This is a genomic window from Paenibacillus diazotrophicus, assembly GCF_042610465.1.
The window spans coordinates 807,696-826,106 of record NZ_JBGJZN010000001.1; the positions used below are offsets into that span (position 1 = coordinate 807,696).

14 protein-coding genes are annotated in these 18,411 nt (G+C 49.5%); 3 read left to right on the top strand and 11 right to left on the bottom strand.

Features of this window, described 5'->3' with window-relative positions:
- Positions 1–58 precede the first annotated feature (58 nt).
- From ACAN54_RS03620 to ACAN54_RS03660, 9 genes are all read right to left on the bottom strand, one after another.
- Complete coding sequence (locus ACAN54_RS03620; protein WP_379152655.1) at positions 59–1,447, bottom strand: sensor histidine kinase; 1,389 nt, start codon at positions 1,445–1,447, stop codon at positions 59–61.
- On the bottom strand, positions 1,444–2,148 hold the full coding sequence (locus ACAN54_RS03625; protein ID WP_379152657.1) for a response regulator transcription factor: 705 nt from the start codon (positions 2,146–2,148) through the stop codon (positions 1,444–1,446). The genes ACAN54_RS03620 and ACAN54_RS03625 overlap by 4 nt, the downstream gene beginning before the upstream one ends.
- Before the next feature lie 3 nt (positions 2,149–2,151).
- On the bottom strand, positions 2,152–5,082 hold the full coding sequence (locus ACAN54_RS03630) for an insulinase family protein (RefSeq protein WP_379152659.1): 2,931 nt from the start codon (positions 5,080–5,082) through the stop codon (positions 2,152–2,154).
- 326 nt (positions 5,083–5,408) lie between these two features.
- Positions 5,409–6,767 carry a glycoside hydrolase family 64 protein gene (locus ACAN54_RS03635; protein WP_379152661.1) on the bottom strand — a complete coding sequence of 453 codons (1,359 nt, stop codon included), beginning with the start codon at positions 6,765–6,767 and terminating at the stop codon, positions 5,409–5,411.
- 242 nt (positions 6,768–7,009) lie between these two features.
- Entirely contained in the window at positions 7,010–7,522 is a 513-nt protein-coding gene (msrA, locus tag ACAN54_RS03640) for a peptide-methionine (S)-S-oxide reductase MsrA (RefSeq protein ID WP_379152663.1), read from the bottom strand.
- Between the two features lie 79 nt (positions 7,523–7,601).
- Positions 7,602–8,624 carry a Gfo/Idh/MocA family protein gene (locus tag ACAN54_RS03645; RefSeq protein WP_379152665.1) on the bottom strand — a complete coding sequence of 341 codons (1,023 nt, stop codon included), beginning with the start codon at positions 8,622–8,624 and terminating at the stop codon, positions 7,602–7,604.
- A gap of 51 nt (positions 8,625–8,675) precedes the next feature.
- On the bottom strand, positions 8,676–9,764 hold the full coding sequence (locus ACAN54_RS03650; protein WP_379152667.1) for a Gfo/Idh/MocA family protein: 1,089 nt from the start codon (positions 9,762–9,764) through the stop codon (positions 8,676–8,678).
- A gap of 21 nt (positions 9,765–9,785) precedes the next feature.
- Positions 9,786–10,550 carry a sugar phosphate isomerase/epimerase family protein gene (locus ACAN54_RS03655; protein ID WP_379152669.1) on the bottom strand — a complete coding sequence of 255 codons (765 nt, stop codon included), beginning with the start codon at positions 10,548–10,550 and terminating at the stop codon, positions 9,786–9,788.
- Between the two features lie 62 nt (positions 10,551–10,612).
- Complete coding sequence (locus ACAN54_RS03660) at positions 10,613–11,776, bottom strand: Gfo/Idh/MocA family protein (protein WP_379152671.1); 1,164 nt, start codon at positions 11,774–11,776, stop codon at positions 10,613–10,615.
- A gap of 159 nt (positions 11,777–11,935) precedes the next feature.
- Here ACAN54_RS03660 and ACAN54_RS03665 point away from each other — a divergent pair, with 159 nt between their 5' ends.
- The 3 genes from ACAN54_RS03665 (at position 11,936) to ACAN54_RS03675 (ending at position 14,303) form a co-directional block, all read left to right on the top strand.
- Positions 11,936–12,763, top strand: coding sequence for a helix-turn-helix domain-containing protein (locus ACAN54_RS03665; RefSeq protein ID WP_379152673.1), 828 nt, complete (start codon positions 11,936–11,938; stop codon positions 12,761–12,763).
- 159 nt (positions 12,764–12,922) lie between these two features.
- Positions 12,923–13,777 carry an SDR family oxidoreductase gene (locus tag ACAN54_RS03670; protein ID WP_379152675.1) on the top strand — a complete coding sequence of 285 codons (855 nt, stop codon included), beginning with the start codon at positions 12,923–12,925 and terminating at the stop codon, positions 13,775–13,777.
- Between the two features lie 115 nt (positions 13,778–13,892).
- A complete protein-coding gene (locus ACAN54_RS03675; protein WP_379152677.1) occupies positions 13,893–14,303 on the top strand; it encodes a VOC family protein in 411 nt (136 codons plus the stop codon).
- A gap of 549 nt (positions 14,304–14,852) precedes the next feature.
- Here ACAN54_RS03675 and ACAN54_RS03680 read toward each other — a convergent pair.
- Entirely contained in the window at positions 14,853–16,640 is a 1,788-nt protein-coding gene (locus tag ACAN54_RS03680) for a glycoside hydrolase family 36 protein (protein ID WP_379152679.1), read from the bottom strand.
- A gap of 51 nt (positions 16,641–16,691) precedes the next feature.
- Positions 16,692–18,410: a cache domain-containing sensor histidine kinase gene (locus ACAN54_RS03685; protein ID WP_379152681.1), complete on the bottom strand. Its 1,719-nt coding sequence runs from the start codon at positions 18,408–18,410 to the stop codon at positions 16,692–16,694.
- Between the last annotated feature and the right edge of the window lies 1 nt (position 18,411).

An 18,411-nucleotide genomic window follows, 5' to 3' on the forward strand; every position in this document is an offset into this window, starting at 1 on the left:
ACTTCAGTTTGGCCTTTTTAGATAGGCTCTTTCCCTCAGTGAATTCAAATGCTATTCATCACTTACGCAGGGGAAACCTGACCTCGCAGCGGGTGCCAACGCCTACTTTACTGGTGATGCCAATCGAACCGCCAAGAAGCTCGACCAGTTTCTTCACGATGGAAAGGCCAAGCCCAGTGCCTCCATACTGTCTTGAGCGGGACTTTTCGACCCTATAAAAGCGGTCAAAGATATACGGAAGCTCATCTTCAGGGATGCCCATACCTGTATCCTCTACGATGAAGTGCACGACATCAGATGTATACTTGAGCTGAATATTAATCTTACCCTCATCGGTATAGCGCACGGCATTTTCCAGCAGATTCATCACGATTTGCTCCATCCGTTTGCGGTCTCCATGCAAATTGGCAGCTTGTCCACTATGCAATACTGTAATACTCAGGCCTTTTTCTTTGGCGGCCAAATCCAGCTTGCGGGCTGCCTGATCCACAACCAGCTTCAAGTCTACCATCTCAAGGTTAAGCGGAATTTGGCCCTCCTCCATCTTGGCCAACTCAAACAGATCATCTACAAGATGCTGGATGCGGTGTGCCTCCTGATCAATAATGTCTAGATACTGTTTTTTTTCCTCTTCAGTCTCATAGAGTTCACCCTTCACTACCTTGGCATAACCTTGTAGATAGGTGATTGGCGTCCGCAGCTCGTGCGAGATATTCGCCAGAAACTCCTGACGAGTGTCCCGATACCGCTGCAGGTCTATAGCCAGATCGTTAATCGCCGCAGCCAGGAACCCTATCTCGTCAACGCTCCTGATCGCCAGCCTGGTCTCCAGCTCTCCTGCCGCAATTTTGCGGGTTGCTTTCTGCATCTGTACAAGCGGACGAGACAGCACCCGGGCAATGAACCAGGTAATCCCCAGCGCCAGCACCAAAGCCCCCATTCCCGACAAGAGCAGAATATCCCGCACCGAAGCCAAAGATTGCTCCATACTTGCCGTCGATGACATGAGATAGAGTGCAGAACTTATCGTCCTGCCCGTCTTAATGGGTTGCCCCGTCACGAAATACCGGTGTCCCGCAGGATCTTTGTATTGAAAGCTCACACTTTTGCCGGCAAATATCCGCGCCAGATCTGCCGTATGAATAAATGAACGATCCGCCGAGTCATGCACGCCAGAATGAAGATTGATGCTGCTATCCCGGGAAATGTTAAATATACTCACATTAGAAAATTCGGCAAAGGTCCGCATCATTTGTTCGCTGGTAGTGTCCTGGGATTCAGCCATGATGGTGAAATGCGAAGCCAATTCATTGGTTTCGGTCTGCATTTCTTTATAGAAAAAGCTGCTGAACATCCGGTCGATGGCGATCCCCAGAAACAGCAAAACAATCACAAACACCGACATGATCACAAGCCCCAATTTAAAACCGATGATGTTATTCTTCATTCCGTGTCGCCGGGAATTTGAAATTTGTAACCTAGCCCCCATACCGTTTGCACCGGATTATAGGACAGCCCCGCCTTTTGCAGCTTCTCCCGGATGTTCTTGATATGGGTGTCGATCACGCGCGTCTCTCCGCCATAATCATTGCCCCACAATCGTTCAACCAGTTCATCCCTGGTGAATACCCGCTGGCCGCTCCGCGCAAGCATCGTCAACAGATCGAATTCCTTCATAGTAAAATCAATACTTTGCCCTTCAATAAATACTTCTCGTGCTTCAGGAGAGATTCGCAGGCCCGGAAAATTCAACTGCTCTTCCTGGGGCTTGACTGCCTTGGTTAATGAAGAACGCCGGAGCAAAGAGTGAATCCGCGCCAGCAATTCTTCCGGTTCAAAGGGTTTGGTTAGATAGTCATCTGCACCGATGCCCAGCCCCTGCACTTTGTCTTTGGTTTCTGAGCGGGCTGTAAGCATCAGTATAGGAAGCTGAGTATGCTCCCTCACTGCACGGCACACTTGCCAGCCATCCATATCAGGCATCATTACATCCAGGAGCAGCAGATCGAAGCTGTGCTGTTCTACCATACGTAGCGCTTCATGTCCGGTCGCTGCTTCTTGTGTCGCAAAACCTTCTTTTTGTAAATAAATACGCAGTAAATTCCGCATGTTCCACTCGTCATCTACAATCAGAATTTGTGTTTTCATAGGTTACCTCACCAATTCCTCCAGGCTGCCGAATAAGTCTTGTGCCGATTTCATTCTGGATTCGTTACCAACCACACTATAGTAATTCTTATCTGCCACAGCTTTAAGCAGCCCGGCATATTGCCTGATATCTTCGGGGGTAGCTGACAAAATTTCATTCCGTTCCTGCTGCAATTCTTCTGCAGTAATCTGTTCGAAATAATACCTGTCTGCCCGCCGCCCCTGTCCACTGGGACTAAGCGGCTGTTCAAACATCGCCAGGGTGCCAATAATCGCCTTGGTCATCTCTTCTTCATCTGCTTCAAAGCTTCCGGCAAATTGGTATGCCTGATCGTAGACCTCCAGCGTCTCCTGCAAATTCGGATCACGATAGGAGGTGAAGATAAGCACACCATCTCTCCGCAGGATCAGATTCCCGCCATAAGCTCCGCCTTTTACCCGGATTGTATTCCACAGGTAGGTGAGACTAAGGATCTTTTTGAGAACCTGCATCTTGCCTGAATATACAAAACCAAGCTTAGTAAAATCATATCCCTTCACTACATACTGCACCTGGCTTGCTGACATAAAACCCTCGTTATTGGCATGATCCTCCGCCTTCAGCATAAGGTTGGATTTCATATACCCGTCCTGAAGTTTCAGTTGCGGCAATTGAGCAGCGAACTGCTCATAGACATCTGCTGTTCCCGTAACCGAAAGGATTAAATTCTGCTTATTGAACAAGGCCGCACAAATGTCTTTCAGGGTGTCAGCTAAGTGTTCGGCCTGTTTATCAATAGTGTTAGCTAGTCCTCGGATAAAACGGTAATAGGCTACACCGTCAAGCTGTTCCTCGTACGCTCCCATATCGGAGAAATAGGATAGCAATCGGCTGGCTGCGATGTCATTGCCTTTCTGGTTCAGGAACGATTCCATCCGTGAAGCTTCGCGGCGGACGATTTCCTGCAGCTTGGTGTAGTTATCCAGATTGCTGCTATAGAGCATCTCATGGAGAAGCTTAAGCGCATCACTTATGTTGCTCTCTAATACTTTTATACGCGCGCTGAATTTGGGCTGATAGCTGGCTTCAGAATCTGGTTTGGCACCAAACACCTCATTCTGAAATCGAATTCCTCCGGTTTTGATCCCAATCTCACTCGTAAGCTCTTCAATACTATATGCCGCAGTCTCCAATTGCCCAAGCGCCCTCCCCAGCAGCACCAGATATTGAATCTGTTCCGCCGCAAGAACCCTGGTGTCCCAATAAAACTTAATGTAGGCAATTTTGTTCGTAGGTACCTCATGATGAATCAGCTTGATCCCTTCCAGAGTGTACTCATGCGTAGCCACCTGGGATGGAGCGTTACGGTCAATGTCCTGTAGGGACAGCTTCGGGAGCTTCTGCAGATTCTCAGCCGTGTCCGGGAGGCTCTGGCGGGCTAGCAGGTTTTGAGTGCTTTGAACAAGCTGGCTGAGCTGTACCGGGGACAATGATGCTTTATATTCAGCAAGCTGCGCTTTGTTTAAAGCTTCATTCTCGGCCGCAATGGCAGCAGAAGGCTGTAATATTACTACACTGCAGTGGTTACTATTCAGCAAATAGGTTTCGATCAGCTTCTCAAAATAACGGTCCGCACATTTTTCCCGGATGGCAGTGAACGCTTTTTCATATTCCAGATGTGCAGCCGGCGCCCCTCCATACAGCCACGATTTCATTAGCTCAATATTATAGGTCAGCCCTTTGGGATACTGGGTAAAGTCCGCTTCGCGCAGTTCGAATTCCTTGCTGTTGACCGCTGCGAGCACAAGTTTCTCATCCAGACCGTCAGCTACAAGACGGCTTAACACCGTTCTGATCAGGTCAAGGAAAGCCTCTTTGGATGAGGGGTTGGAATGGGTCAGTGTAATGCCCAGCATCGGCTGGACCATACTGTCGGAATAGAAAGCAAACGCGTCTTTGCCCAGTCCGCTTTCGAGCAATGCTTGTTTTAGCGGAGCTGCGTTGCTGTCCATCAGTATGTTTTTTAGAATAGCAAAGGCCAGATTCAGTTCCCGGTCCAGGGAAGTTCCTATCACATAATTCATGCTCAAATAGGTTTTATCTTCAGCGGTTTCTGATTCCAGAATGGGATATTCCGAAGTGAGTTCCGTCATTCCGGTCGGCTGCTGCAGAGGAATTGCGGTATCGAGATCATTACGAGTGTAATGGCTGAGATATTCCTGATGGATGAACTGCAGTCTCTCTTCGATGTTCACGTCTCCATATAGATAAAAATAGCTGTTGGACGGGTGATAATAATGACTGTGAGTCGCAAGGAACTGTTCATAGGTCAACGCAGGGATATTCTGCGGATCTCCCCCGGAGGAATGGCGGTAGATCGTATCGGGGTACAGCGATTTTTTGATCCGGTCAATCAGAACCGTAACCGGCGAGGAATAAGATCCTTTCATCTCATTGTAGACGACGCCTTTATAGATCAGCTCATCCTGTTCTTGCTGGAGTTCGTAATGCCATCCCTCCTGCTCAAAAATCTCCTGCTGCCTGTAAATATTCGGCTTAAATACACTATCCAGATAGACTTCCATCAAGTTGGAGAAATCCTTGTTATTCCGGCTCGCCACCGGATACATAGTTTTGTCTGCAAACGTAAATGCGTTCAAGAATGTCTTCATTGAGCCCTTGAGCAGCTCGACAAACGGTTCCTTGACCGGGTATTTGTCAGATCCGCACAAGACCGAATGCTCCAGAATATGAAACACGCCTGTGCTGTCCTCCGGCGGAGTCCGAAAGCTCACACTGAAAACTTTATTGTCATCCTGATTCTGCACAAAAAGCAGCTTGGCACCGCTTGGCTGATGCTCCATTGTAAATACGGAGGATTCGATTTCCCGGATAAATTCCTCACGTACGACTTGAAATCCTGAATAAATACTACCTGTCTTCAAGTTGCTCACAGATTTCACTCCTCTATTTAGGGCTAACCTCACTCCATGAGCTTATCATATTCCGGGTTTCCTGTTCCATCCGTAGAAGACTTGCAGTATGAATTTGCGAATTACTGGCAGGTTATGTTCCGGTGTTGGCGCCGCTCTCCCACGAATGTAAATAGAAGTGTACTGAATAAATATGTAGGAAGAATGTAGAATTGCAATAATTAAAAATATATTAATAGCGTAATGAAAATCTAATTGAACAAAGAAGGCTGCGCCGCCATTCATTAAGCGGTGCAGCCTTCTTATACATCGGATTTTACAATTAGAAGTCAGTGCGAATTACACGTTTACCAGGCTACACGGATAATCAGGCCTTTGGGATCGCCTACCTCCAGATAAGCTGCTTGACCGTTGACATCATCATAAGGGAAGCCGTAAGCCAGGCCGCTGATGCTGTGGTCATGCCAGAACTTTGCATAATAGTTGGCTGGAGCTGCGTTGTAATAGTTCGCTACATTATTCCAGTTGCTGGTTGTATAGACATGGCGGTTGATGGCAGCCGCAGTAGCAGCATCGGTGAGCGCACCGTCACAGCGGAGAATATCCTGGGTGTTATAACTCGAATAGCCGGCAAAATAATTGGCATTAGCCCCGCCTGGAGCAAAAGATCCGTGAATCGGAGCTACGATGCGGTATGGTGCCTGATCGGTAGCCAGTGATTTGAAGGCGGTTGGCACTTCGTTCTGATATTTCGTGAATATTCCTGCACGGGTTTCCGATTCCAATTCACCTACAGTCCGGTCGTATGAGCCGGACAAGCTCACCAGACGGTGCTGGATCGGGAATCCGAATGCGTCAACGCGGGTAGTATTGCCGTGATATCCGGTGGCGTCGACTGTGAATTCAATAAAATCAAAATAGATATTACGGTTCGGATCCGTTGCATTATTGATATCCGGTCCGGCAAAGCCGTCGTTATAGGTTTTGATGTACAGTGGTGTTCCTACACTGAGGAACATCCGCCCGGAGGTGATTTTGGGCATGTTCACCCATGAGGCTTGGCTGACCGTGTGATAAATATTCGCATAATTCACGCCGTTTTTGGTCAAATGGCCAGACGCGTCGTTCAGAGCCGCTGAGATAGGCACCAGATTTCCATTCAAATCCAGATAACTCCATTGTCCGTTAGCCGGATTGATGCCGATAACCCCCCAGTAGACTTGACTGTCAGAGTATGCTCCCCCTGTTCCGTTCATTACCTTAAAGGATAGCGATCCGCTTGGTGCTGTGGGAATGGAGGATGCGGCAATGGAATAGATCGAACCGGAGGAATTGGATGGCGGTGTTGTAGGTGTGGTTCCGGCATTGAAAGTGAACCAGCCAGTGTCATAAGCAGGAGTTCCGTTGTTATATGTGAAGAAATAGGTGATTGCTGTCCCGCTTGATACACCCGTTACGGTTTGTTCATAGCGGGCTTTGCTGCTGCTGTACGTCATGCGAAGATTAATCTGGGTTCCACCATTAAGCTTGTAATGCACGTCCGTCCAGCTAGTGCTTACAGCAGATTTGAACCAGATCGTTGCTGTGGTTCCAGACAAGTCGACACCTTGCGTGTAATCGGCGGCCTCGGCTTTGGAGCCGAACAGCGGGAAGCAGGAGATCAGCATCAGAAGCGCGAGCACGGACATGAGCCATTTTTTTCTCATCGCAATCATCCTCCATTATATGGAATAAGTTCAATCACGCACCATAAATGTATGCGTTTACAATGCTGATTATAGTATTCTTATTGCTCATTTAGTAGGAGCAGAATTTCGGATTTGGTCTCCATATTTTGGGTGAAACGTTTTGATAATCAATGGATCTGCCACATTTGCTGCAAAAAAAGAAAAAACCTTATGTCTCCTGAATGCAGGAGGTATAAGGCTTTTGAAAAACACTATTAGCTTTACCAATGCTTTGCAATGAAAGTATCGCGTCCAGATTGCTCGCGGTCCTCTTTATAGTGCTTTGGATTCTTTTTGTGATAGTCCTGATGGTATTCTTCTGCCCGGTAAAAGACGGGTGCTGGCAGTATTTCCGTTACGACCGGACCTTCGAACCTGCCGCTTGCTGCTACCTGTTCCCGGGAAGCCAGTGCAGCCAGACGCTGCTCTTCATTATAATAAAATACCGCTGTCCGGTATTGGGGACCTCTATCCTGAAACTGTCCACCATCATCGGTCGGATCGATTTGCGGCCAGAACAGCTCCAGCAGCTTCTCGTACGGGAACAACGCCGGGTCATAAGTAATCTGCACAACCTCATAATGGCCTGTCGTTCCGGTTTTGACCTGTTCATAAGTCGGATTCTCTACGGATCCCCCGGCGTAGCCTGAGATAATCCCATGAATTCCGGGGAGCTCCTCAAAAGGTGTTACCATGCACCAGAAGCAGCCTCCGGCAAACATTGCCTGTTCCATAACCTGTATCCCTCTCCCTGTCTATCATCTGCCATGCTAGAAACGCATGTAATGAAGATAAGGCTAAACGTGCTTAATGTCAATTTGAGGACACAGGTGAACAGAGCCTGGATTCGGATGATTGATAAATACCGGCAATAACCTTCAGCGCTTTGATTCCCTCGTTACCGTCAATCCAGAATTTGCGGCCTTCACTGATGTGTCTGTAGAAGTCATGGATTAACCGTTTATGACTGTTTCCCCAGTAAGACTTTCCTTCGGCTGCCGTAGACGTGGGTTCACATAACAGCGTCTCCTGGCCATCCTTCCAGAGATATAGACAGTCTCTGCGAAGAAGCAGCGTACCCAGCTCAAAAACAACTTCCATTTCAACCGGAGAATTCACGGAATATGCATTCGTTCCATAAAAAATTCCGCGTATATTATCCTTGAAAAGGATGCAGGCATGTGCGGTATCTTCCACTTCAATGACTTCATTCAGCACATCCGTAGTCACACTTCCCTTAATAGAAGTGATTTCGCCGCCGAACCATTGCAGGAGATCGAGCGTATGAATCGTCTGGTTAATCAGGACTCCTCCACCTTCGGTAGACCATTTCCCGCGCCAGCTACTCTGCGTATAATAATCTTCACTCCGGCTCCAGGTCACGATCCCCTTCATGCAGAGCAGCTGGCCGAGAATACGGGAGTCTATAATCTCTTTGATTCGTATGGAAGCTTCATTATAACGATTCTGAAATACAATACCCAACTGTCCCTTGCTTACAGCTGCAGCTTCCTGCATTCTCCGGGCGGACGGCACATCCATGGCCATTGGCTTCTCCGTCAGGACATGATGGCCTGCCTGAAGGAACTCCACTGCCATTGAGGCATGCAGATGATGCGGTGTGCATATGTGAATGATGCTGATGTCTGTTCTCCCAATAAGCTGCTTATAGTCTGTTACCGCTTCACAGCCATAGTCCAGAGCGGCTTGTGCCGCATGTTCAGGATCGGAATCGGCGACGGCAATTAGCCGTGCCCCATCCAACGATAGAATAGCCTTGGCATGCAAGGGGGCAATCGCGCCGCAGCCGATGATCGCTGCACCAATTGTACTCATCCCGGTCCACCTTCCGTTATGCTATGTCTTAAATTCTACTAACTTAGTATGTTACCTGAGAATATCCGGTGTAAGGTTCAGCGCTTGAGATTGGGCTATGAGGCACAGTTCCGCAGCTTTGAACACATGAGCCTGTGTCATCGCCAGCTCTGAACGCTGCAGACAGTCCAGGATAAGCTCACCGAAGAAGGGAAAACCAATTTTGCCGGCTACTTGCTCATAATGTTCGCCCTGTCCGTCTACCCAGAATACATGATCCGGTGTATTTGAGCGGGCAATATCTGTGTATTTGCGAAGCTCCAGGTAACCTTCGGTTCCCATAATGATCATACGCCCGTCTCCCCATGTGCCGAGTCCCTTCGGGGTGAACCAGTCCACACGAAAATATTGGGTTGCACCATTATCACCAACCAGTGATGCATCCCCGAAATCTTCAAGCTCCGGATGGGCAGCATTGTTGTAATTGGCCACCTTGCTGTGCAGTACCTTGGCGTCACGGCAACCCGCATAATAGAGAAATTGTTCGATCTGGTGACTGCCGATATCACAGAGAATCCCCCCATATTTCTCGCGTTGGAAGAACCAGTCGGGACGGCTTGGCGCATTCAGACGGTGAGGCCCCATCCCAATCACCTGTAACACGCGGCCTATCGCACCCTGTCTGATCAAATGGCCAGCGTACACTGCACTTTCTACATGCAGCCGTTCACTGAAATAGCACATGTATTTACGTTTCGTTTTCTCCGCCTGTACCCGCGCCGCCTCCAGCTGTTCCATAGCTGTAAAAGGTGCCTTGTCCGTAAAATAGTCCTTCCCGTGAGCCATTACACGCAAACCCAGTGGTCCTCTTTCAGAAGGCACAGCGGCAGCGGCTACCAGGCGGACCTCCGGGTCTTCCAGTACTTCTTCGGCAGATCTGGCCACCCGGACTCCCGGATATGCGGCCGTGAACGCTTTGATCTTTATCGGATCCTGATCATATACCCATTTCAATTCCGCTCCAGCCTCCACCAGCCCGTTGCACATTCCATAAATGTGTCCGTGGTCCAGCGCGATTGCAGCAATTAAGAATTCGCCTTGTCCCACCACAGGTTTAGCCTCATGTCTGGGAGCATAATTCATTCCGTCATTACGACTCATACATTTTCCCTCCAGATCTAATTACAGCAAGGTATGAAGATATTTCAAGCTGATCTCCAGGCTCTCGAACGGATTGCGGCGGCAGACATCCTGTTCAACCACATACCACTCTACTCCTGTCTCGCGGCAGGCTTCGATGATTGCTCGATAATCCATATTGCCTTGGCCGATTTCAGCAAATTCTGCTTTTCTTGCGACCACTGCCATATCTTTCAGATGCACAACCCGCATTCGGCCCTTCATCTTGTGAATCCAATCCACCGGACTGCCACCCCCAGCCTGAACCCAGTAGAGATCCAATTCAAAATCGAACGTCTCCGGGTCTGACTCCTGCCGAAGAACTTCAAGTCCCGTCATGCCATCCAGTTGCTCGAACTCAAAATCATGATTATGATACACAAATTGCAGCCCGTGCTTCTGCTTCAAGACTTTTGCAATTTGGGAAGCTTTCTTGGCAAATGTACGATAACCTTCCTGACTAGTCTGGTACTCGCCCGGAAGTGCTCCAAGACCGATGTATGGACAGTTCCAGAGCTTGTGCTCCGCCGCCAGCGCGTCAAGGTCGTTCACCAGCCTGTCCCAGGGAACGTGTGTGGCACAGATCGCCAGTCCCGCTTCTTCTGCATATCGCTTAACCAGCTGCGGATCAATTGGCCCAATACCCGAAACCTGCACTGCCTGATAACCAATATCCTTTACCTTTAGAAAGCTGTCCCGCAACCCTTCGGCAGTCTGTGTGAACTCCCTCAGGGTATACATTTGCGCGGCAATGGTTGAAGTCTTCATAGATTGCTACACTCCTTGTATGGTTGTAATCGGACGGTTGATATCGCTTTAACCGAAGATATCTAGTGTGTTCCCGACACATTCAGCGTCTTTAGCCCAGTCGTATCCTTTTGGAAGGTAGAATTCTGCACTTTATCCATCAGCTTCTCATGGAACAAATCACCGTCAATGGGAAGCTCCACCCAGTTATCTGTCCATGCGGACAGATACATCGCATTCGACAGTGTCAGGCCATGGATGCCTTCTTCCCCTGGTGCAAGCAAGGGTTCATCGTGCAGGATGGCGTTCGTGAAGTTGCGCAGGATGCCTTTATGCTGCTCACCATCCCCTTTTTCCACGGGAATCTCGCATTTCCAGCACTCTGGTGCTCCGAAGCCGCCCTTGTATTCAGCGTTAAAAACTGGCTCAGGCGTGCGCAACCGCCAGAAGGTCAGGGTGCCGTCTTCAATGACGATCTTCCCGTTGTCTCCGGTGATTTCAAAGCGGTTTGTACCCGGAGCTTCTCCGGTCGTGGTAATAAAAAGCCCGGTGGCTCCATTCGCATACTCGGCATAAGCAGTCACATCATCCTCGACCTCAATCTTCCGGTATTTCCCAAAATGGCAAAACGCCCGGATGCGCACAGGCATCATTCCTGTGGTCCACTGCCAGAGGTCTAACTGATGCGGGTCCTGATTCAGCAGCACTCCGCCTCCCTCTCCGGCCCAGGTAGCGCGCCAGCCGCCGGAATCATAGTAGTTCTGTGATCTGTACCAGTTCGTAATAATCCAGTTCGTACGACGGATCTCGCCAAGTTCACCAGCCTGAATCAGCTCACGGAGCTTCTGGTAGAGCGGGTTGGTCCGCTGATTGTACATAATGCCGAACTTGCGGTCTGACTTAGCAGCTATGTCGTTCATTTCCTGAACGGCTTTGGTGTATACACCGGCAGGCTTTTCAATTAGAACGTGCAGTCCGTAACCCATCGCTTCTATCGCGAGCGGCGGGTGGTCATAATGCGGTGTAGCGATTAACACAGCATCTATGACGCCTGATTGAAACATATCTGTTGCTGTGCTGAAATGCTTCACCTTCTCCGGCAACTGTTCCGAAGCCCATTCCAGGCGTTCAGGACTGATATCGCATACGGCAGTCAACTCAGCCCCCTTCACTTCTTCCAGCAGGCTAAGGGCGTGGGCCCGGCCCATATTTCCGATGCCTATGATTCCATAACGTACCTTTGTCATCTCTTGGATCACATCCTGATTTCAGTTTATGTTATGAGAATAACCTTAATCATCAGGTGTGAACATGACTGGAATTAAGGAGTATTTGTATATAATTAAGATGTATTAGTTAAATGAAAGCGGTATACTAAAGTTATCCCTCTATTAAGGAGTGGCCCTATGGATCGATTAGGAAATATGACAGGACGACTGCTTCAGAATTTGAACGTTACTGTCACTCATGCCCAGCTCAGTACCAGGTACCCGGGCTGGAACCGCACGAACGAGACGCCTTCTTTCAACCGGCTTTATTTTATTGACAGCGGGGAAGGTAAAGTGATTATTAATGGTGTTGCTTATTATCCAAGACCAGGGCAATTAATGATAATGCCTGCCGGTTCCATTCAGACCACAGAAACTTCGCCAGACCACCCATATGCCCGGTACTATTGCCATTTCGATGCCCACATCGGGGAGTGGCCGCTGTTTCATTCCGCTAATAAGCTGTATATCAGCGATGCTGCCGATCCCGATGCTGTTCGGGAAGTTTTTACCGAGATGATCACTCACTTTCAAGATGACAGCTTTCTCTCCACAATCCGTGTGCAAGCGGCACTGCTTAATCTTATGGCGTTGTGCATGGAGGCCGGCGGCTACTCGGATTTCCTGAATGAGCTGCTGCATACCAGTGACCAGGGCAAACTCGCGCATGTGCTGGAATACATTGACCGGCGTCTGAAACATCCGCTTGAGATCGAAGAACTGGCAGATCAAGTGCATCTGCATCCCAATTATTTTATTCCTTATTTCAAAAAGTTCATGGGCGTCACCCCGATGCACTATGTACAGCTCAAACGGATGGAGCTCGCCAAAAAACAGCTGTCCTATACCGGCTTCAGCATCTCTGATATCGCCGAACAGGTTGGAATGGAGCTGGCCCACTTCTCTAAGTATTTCAAAAAAACAACCGGGGTCTCCCCCTCGGCCTACAGGAGCAGCACCCGATAAATACCTGGCCACTGTTTCACTTTAAGATTAATGAATGTATATACAAATGACACGGAAAGCGGATAGATCTTTGAAGTCATGTGCAAGAAGTTATGCTGCAAAAGAATTCATCCTGGGCTGCGCGATAGCGCTGTACCCTGCAGAGAGGAAGTGCCATTCATGGCTCGATTAGCACTGCAGCCTGCGCTTGCAGGCAAGATTGCTGTTATTACTGGAGGAGCGGGTGTCTTGTGTGCTGTCATGGCACATGAATTAGGGCGCCAGGGCGCCAAGGTAGCTATACTGAACCGCACGGTGGAAAAGGGAAACTCGCTTGCTGCCGAGATTAATGAAGCAGGAGGACAAGCCTATTCAGTAGCTTGTGATGTAACGGATGAAAGCAGCGTTAGCCTTGCTGCAGCTGAGGTTCTGAAGCATTGGGGGCCATGCGATCTTTTAATTAATGGGGCTGGGGGAAATCAGCCGTCCGCCATTACAACGAAGGAAATACTGGCAGATGGAGATCTGGAGAATCCGGAGATCACCTCCTTCTTCGATCTATCTGCATCCGGCTTCCGTCAGGTCATGGACCTCAATCTGATTGGCACACTTATACCTACCCAACTATTTGCCAGGCAAATGCTTGGGCGTTCAGGTGCAACCGTGATTAACATCTCTTCCATGAGTGCCGCGTCGCCAATGACCAAAGTACCTGCATACAGTGCTGCGAAGGCTGGGATTAACAACTTCACCCAATGGCTGGCTGTCCATCTGGCAGAGTCCGGGATTCGGGTTAATGCCATTGCACCAGGCTTCTTCCTCACGAAGCAGAATGAGAAGCTCCTGCTCCGTGATGACGGAGGACTGACCGAACGATCAGACAAGATCATCTCTCAGACTCCGATGCGCCGCTTCGGGAAGCCGGAGGACCTTCTCGGTACCTTGCTCTGGTTGGCGGACGAAGAGATGTCGGGTTTTGTTACGGGAATTACAGTACCGGTAGACGGCGGATTCATGGCCTATTCAGGGGTATAGAAAGCTTGAGTTCTGTACAGAACAATACAGCAATCCATAAGAAATGCGGCTGAAGTGATTTGTTACAATGAACATGTCAGAACCAAACCTTATCCCTGGAAAGGATGTTGTTCACATGGCTAATTTTACAGCTTATCTGATGTCAGAGGATGCTAAAGCTCAAGCGGAGTTCTACATTCAGGCGCTTGGCGGCAAAATGAATTCCATTACCAGACACGGAGACTTGCCAAACGCAAGTGAGGATTTGAAGGACAAAGTGATTAACCTTAGCTTTATGGCTGCCGGGGTCCACTTTATGATGTCCGATTCAGTCTTAGAACCGGTTAGTTATGGCAATACGGTCAATTTGAACCTGGAATTCGCGGAAGAAGCTGAAGCCCGTCAAGCCTTTGACAATCTTGCGGAGGGCGGCGTGGTTAAGGAAGCATTGAACCCAGCATTCTGGGGAGCACTCTTCGGACATGTTCAGGATAAGTTTGGCATTCTTTGGATGATCACTACAGTGCCTAAGCAGGAACAACAGTGACCTATCCTTTATAAAGACGCCGCTATCTTCTATTAAAGCGGCGTCTTTTCACTGTGCGGACCTACGTCTCCTATAAGCCACTCCAAAAGCCTTCACAAGCACATCCCCCAGCACCGACAGCAGAACTGATCCAATAAGTCGAGCCAGAAAGTGGCTTTTTCCTATTTGGAAAAATTTTTATAAAATCCCTCCTTTCCTCCAGACCCATCAGGTAGGCAGGTGCTCCTACAACGGTATTTCTGCCGTTGTTTTCGGGCTAAGCAGCCTAAGGCGCTTCAACAACAGCATTTCTACCGTTGTTTTCGGGCGATCCAGGCTAAAGCGCTCCAACAACGGTATTTCTGCCGTTGTTTTCGGGATAAGCAGCTTAAGGCGCTCCTACAACGGCATTTGTGCCGTTTTTTTCGATTTCAAACAGGCTTGGGCGGACAATAGCCACGTTACCGAATAAACTCGGTAGCGGCGCCTATTGCACGTTGTATTTAGCTAATCAAGCTCAGAGCCAGCTACAGTAATGCTGAAACTGAGGAGTAGATATCCCTCATAAGTCTATTCGTTTTTGCGGACTGGACGCAGTGTAATTACACCAGCCGATGGCACATCCAGCGCGTGTACCCCGCTGCTCCAGTTCAGCTGGTAATCTGCAGTCACTGTTCCGTGACAATCACGGACACTGATATCCAGTGGACCCGAGTCACGGTCCAGCTCCAGCACCAACCGGGTGAGCAGCGTACCATTGACGATAATCACCAGCCCTGGTAAATCCCCGGTTACGGAAATAACAGTATCAAGGTAAGCCGCAAATACCCACTTCTGGGTGGTGCGGGCTATCACCAGCGGATACAACAGCTCAGGATGCTGCGGCTCCAGGCGGCCATCCAGCAATACCTCCCTGTGTTCTCGCCAGAAGGATAACCAGAACGCCAGCATGGTGACATGGTCCTCCGGCAGACGTTCGATTCTGACTGAAATCTGCGGGACAGCAAACAGCACATTGATAAACTGAAGTGCTGCCGATGCTGAAGACTCCTGCGTATTCCACATCAACATGTCAGAATGCGCTGCAGTGGTTCCGCATATCAACCGGATATCGATTGTCTTGATCCGGTTCTGAAGCGCGTCATTCGGACAATCCCCTGCCCGGAACATATTCCCGTATTTGCGCAACAGCGGTCCAATGTAGTTCTGGCGGAATTCGATCAGAATATCCGGTTTCAGCTGCCGCAGACGGGAGATGATTCCACTCATAAGCTTATCTACCGCTTCCGGCACCGAACTGGTGTCATGCCCATACTTAGGTGACTTATCCTCTGAGGTATAGAAACTGTCGATGAAATCCAGTTTAAACCCGTCCAGATCCCACTCCAGAACCGCCTGCTCATAGATTCCGGTCAAATATTCCCGCACTTCCGGGTAACGGGGATCGGCAACCCCGGCTCCAAACGCATCATTCACATACAGCAATTTATTCTCAAACCTCGCCCAGGCCTGACTATGCTTCCCGATGAATGGAACCGCGTACCATAGCATGAATTTCATCCCATACTTATGAATCCGGGCTACATGCGCCTTCAGATCAGGGATTTTTTCTGTACTCTCCCTCCAGTCTCCGCAGTAGGCATAACCTCTGGTTGCATCTGAGGTCTGCCAACCGTCATCCACGATAACCGTCTTGCAGCCCACTGCAGCTGCTGCCCGGCACTCGGCTTCCACTGCATCAGGTGTTAGCTGTTGATGAAAGCTGTACCATGTCGAATACATCGGTTCCCTGGCCGCTTCCGGCACGGGTGAAGGGTCACATCCGGGTAGTCCGGCCCACCATTCTGTCACCCCCTTCAATGCTTCATAATATGGATGACTGCGGGAATCCAGCCTCAGGGTGATCTCAAGATGGTCCACTGGCGGGCTAGATTCTGCAAAGAGTGTCACGGAACAATGAAAGCAGGATGTTTCTTCATGCAGACCTGTATGCAGAACCACAGGGTTCAGAACATCCGAACAGGCAAAGGTAAGAACATTATTCCCCCGGTTCCCATAGAGACTAATGACCGGCGCAGAGGAAGTAGACCTTGAGGGGAAGCCCTGCCACCAATCAGGGATCAGTCCGCGGCTCCGCTCTACCGATGGATGCCAGAGACCTTGCACATCCACTGCTGCGCAGCTCCATTTCAGGGATAATTCAGGGGGAACCTCCGGATTTAAGGCATCCATAACAAGACGGACATAATGAACTCCTGTCTCAGAGACTTCTTCACTAGCAGTAAAGAGCGAGACGGTAAAAGCGCCTGTCTTACCCTCCAGCCTCATTTCACAGCCATTGCTTAGTATGATCTTCAATAGCTTCAAAGCTCCTTTGTAGCCGGTTGGGACCGCCTGAATGATTACAGGTTACATCCGGCACGGAATCGAAATCTGTATACACGCCCCGATCCCTGGCCGGCTGGCGATGGTTACACCGTAGCTGCTGCCATGATGCAGCTTGATCCGGGAATCCACATTACGTATGCCATAGCCAATGCGGGGGCCTTCGGGGTCCATAATCTGCCGGATGATCTCCGAATTCATGCCAACGCCATTATCAATCACCTTGAACACAATCTCCGTATCCCTTTTCTCTGCGATAAGCCGGATACCTAGAGTCGTTCCGAACCAAGCATGCTCGAGCGCATTTTCAATCAGCGGCTGGAGTATCAACTTGACCGTGGCATACTCCAGAACTTCCGGGTCGATGTCATAATATACACTAAGCCGTTCACCGTATTTGATACACTGGATTGCCACATAAGCTTTAGCATGTCCTATTTCATTACCCACGGTGGTCAGGATTTCTCCGCGGTTCAGACTAAGCCTGTAGAATTTCGCCAGCTCTTGGACCATAATATGCAGTTTATCGATATCGCCGAATTGCGCGAGACGATTGATGGAGGAGAGAGTATTGTAGAGGAAATGGGGATTGATCTGCGCCTGCAGCGACTCCAGCTCTGCTTCCTTTTTCTGCAGATCGGCAACGTAATTTTTGTGGATCAGTTCTTCCATATTGCTGCCCATCCGATTGAAAGCGGTAGCGATTTGAGCCAGCTCGTCATTGCCTTTGAAGCGGATTCTTTTGTGGAAATCCCCGTCATGAAAAGCATTGAGCGATCCCACGATCTTCTGAATCCTCCGTGAAAAGTAACCGGATACCCAAATCCCCAGCACTGCCAGAATGAAGGCGCTGACCAGACAGACCAGCAGGGTCATCCGGCGGACTTCATTCGCGCTCTGATCGAACAAGCTATCCGGAATGTAGGCTTGCAGCTGCCAGCCCAGACCGTGCAGGGATTCACTAAGAACAAGCCGTCCGGGACCGGACTGGATGCTCCCCCCTTCCGGATCTTCCGGCGAGGACTTCAGCACGATTCTTCCGCTGTCGTCAAGCACGACAAGCGTGCTGTATTCACCGATTTTACGATAATCCACCGAGTCCAGCAGATCCTTAATCTGCACCGTCACCCGGACGAGTCCGATCTTCTTGCCGCGCTGTACATCGTCCAGACGCTGCAGCAGCGAGATATTGTTGTCCTCCTTATCGCGGAGTATCTGCTGCCAGTGGCTGAGACCCGGGAGGGTGCCTGGGAATTCCAGCATGCGGTACCAATCCGCATCTTGTATCCGCTGCAGATGATAGATCTCGTAGCGTTTGGTTGAGAGCAGTGGATTCTGCCCTCCATCCTTATAGAACACCTCAGGCAGTGATTCGTTCTGAAGATACAGGGACAGGCCAATGTTGCTGGCTGTATAATTCAGCAGATTTTCGAGCGCCGGCATGAGGGTCTTCGTCATAGTCTCATAGCTGTACCAGCCCTGATCATAGCGGCGCAGTGCATTTTGCAGACTGTAATTGTAGTAGAGACTGTTCGAGATCCGTTCGAGATCATCTGTGCGGTAACGGATATTATCGCGCATTTGCCTCAGGGTACCTTGAAGATTCTCCCGTGTTTTTTCACGTAGGGAATTCACAGAATGGGTGTAAGCGAACAAGCCAACCGTCAATACGGCAATCAGCAGGCAGAGTACATAAGGCAGAATGAGCTTGTATCCAAAAGGAATATTCCCCATGCGCCGCATG